Below are 2,139 nucleotides of genomic sequence, written 5' to 3'. Positions count from 1 at the left end.
CGTCCCCGCGCACCGGGATGGTCGGTCCGGCGACGAGCACCGCCTCGCCGCGTGCGATCTCGTCCGGTCGCGCGGGCCGCAGCTGGCCGCGCTCCTCGACGCGCGCGAGGCCGGAGACGACCGCGCTCCGGGGGTCGTCGGGGTCCGGGGCGTTCACGAACGGGCGGAACCTGCGCAGCCGATCGGGGTCGGCGAGAGTCGCCGCCCACTCGTCCTCGTACGTGTCGACGTGCGCGGCCATCGCCGCCTCGAGCTCGTCGGCGAGCCCGAGCGAGTCGTGCACCACGACGTCGCGGACGTGGTCGAGGCCGCCGTCGAGGTCCTCCATCCAGCGTGCGGTGCGCTGCAGCCGGTCGGCGGTGCGGATGTAGTACATCATGTAGCGGTCGATGTAGCGGATGAGCGTCTCGTCGTCGAGGTCGCTCGCGAGCAGCTGCGCGTGCGCCGGCTGGAAGCCGCCGTTGCCGCCGACGTAGAGGTTCCAGCCCTGGTCGGTCGCGATCACGCCGACGTCCTTGCCGCGCGCCTCGGCGCACTCGCGCGCGCAGCCGGAGACGCCGAACTTCAGCTTGTGCGGCGACCGCAGGCCGCGGTAGCGGAGCTCGAGGCGGATCGCCATCGCGACCGAGTCCTGGACCCCGTAGCGGCACCACGTGGAGCCGACGCAGCTCTTCACGTTCCGCAGCGCCTTGCCGTACGCCTGGCCGGATTCGAAGCCGGCCTCGACGAGCCGCTTCCAGATCTCGGGGAGCTGGTCGAGCCGCGCTCCGAACAGGTCGATGCGCTGGCCGCCCGTGATCTTCGTGTAGAGGCCGAAGTCGGTCGCGACCTGCGCGATCACCGCGAGCTTCTGCGGCGTGATCTCACCGGCCGGGATCCGCGGCACGACCGAGTAGGTGCCGTCCTTCTGCATGTTCGCCATGGCGCGGTCGTTGGTGTCCTGCAGGCCGCCGCGGCCGCCGTCGAGGATGTACGAGCCGTGCTGTGCGGCGAGCACCGAGGCGACCACGGGCTTGCAGACGTCGCAGCCGCGCCCGCTGCCGAGGCGGCCGATGATCTCCTCGAACGAGGTCAGTCCGAGCACGCGGACGGATTCGAAGATCTCCTGCCGGGAGATCGGGAAGTGCTCGCACAGTGCGCGCGAGACGGTCCGGCCCGACTTCCTCAGCTCGGCCTCGAGCAGCTTCTTCACGAGCGGCACGCACGATCCGCACTGGGTGCCGGCTCGCGTGCACGCCTTCAGCGGACCGAGTTCGGCGCAGCCCGCCCGGTGGTCGCCGTGCGGCCCGTTGACCGCGTCGCGGATCGTCCCGGCCGCGACGTTGTTGCAGGCGCAGACGAGGGCGGATGCCGGGAGCTCGTCGCCCGCGGGCGCCTCCATGCCCGACGCCGACAGGTACGCGGCGGGCTCGCCCGACAGCTCGGTGCCGAGCAGGGGCCGCAGCGACGCGTACGGCGAGGCGTCGCCGACGAAGACGCCGCCGAGCAGCGTCTTGGCATCATCGGTCACCACGAGCTTCTGGTACATGCCGCGCGCCGGGTCGGCGTAGACGATCTCGAGCGCCTGTTCGGTTCGCGCGAGCGCGTCGCCGAAGCTGGCCACGTCGACGCCCGACAGCTTGAGCTTCGTCGCATCGTCGATGGTCGTGAACTCGGCCGCGCCGCCGAGCAGGCGGTCGGCGACGACCTCGGCCATCGCGTTGGCCGGAGCCACGAGGCCGGTGCAGCGCCCCTCGAAGCTCGCGACCTCGCCGATCGCCCAGACGTTCGGGGCGGATGCCGCGCAGGCCGTGTCGATCGCGACGCCTCCGCGCGGGCCGAGCTCGAGCCCCATCGCCCGAGCCAGCTCGTCGCGCGGCGTGATCCCGATCGCGAACACGACGAGATCGGCGTCGACGCGGCGGTCGTCGGTGAGCTCCACCCCCACGACGCCGCCGCTGCCGGTGAGCACCCTCGCGGGGCGGACCCCGAGGTGCAGGTCGATGCCCTGTGCGGCGATGATGCGCCCGAGCGCGCGCCCGGCGCCCTCGTCGAGCTGCGCCGACATGAGCCATGATCCGGAGTGGACGATCGCGGCGTCCGCGCCGAGCTTCGCGAGGCCGCCCGCGGCCTCGAGCCCGAGCAGCCCGCCGCCGGCGA

At 72.8% G+C, this 2,139-nt stretch carries 1 protein-coding gene; it reads right to left on the bottom strand.

The window, feature by feature from the left end; all coding sequences use genetic code 11:
- Window positions 1-2,139, bottom strand: a 2,139-nt coding sequence (gene nirB / locus ESO86_RS15880) for a nitrite reductase large subunit NirB (RefSeq protein ID WP_129235827.1), incomplete at both ends; no start/stop codon positions are given.

Source organism: Agromyces binzhouensis (assembly GCF_004135055.1).
Taxonomy (GTDB): domain Bacteria; phylum Actinomycetota; class Actinomycetes; order Actinomycetales; family Microbacteriaceae; genus Agromyces; species Agromyces binzhouensis.
This window is presented reverse-complemented; position numbering and strand designations above follow the sequence as displayed.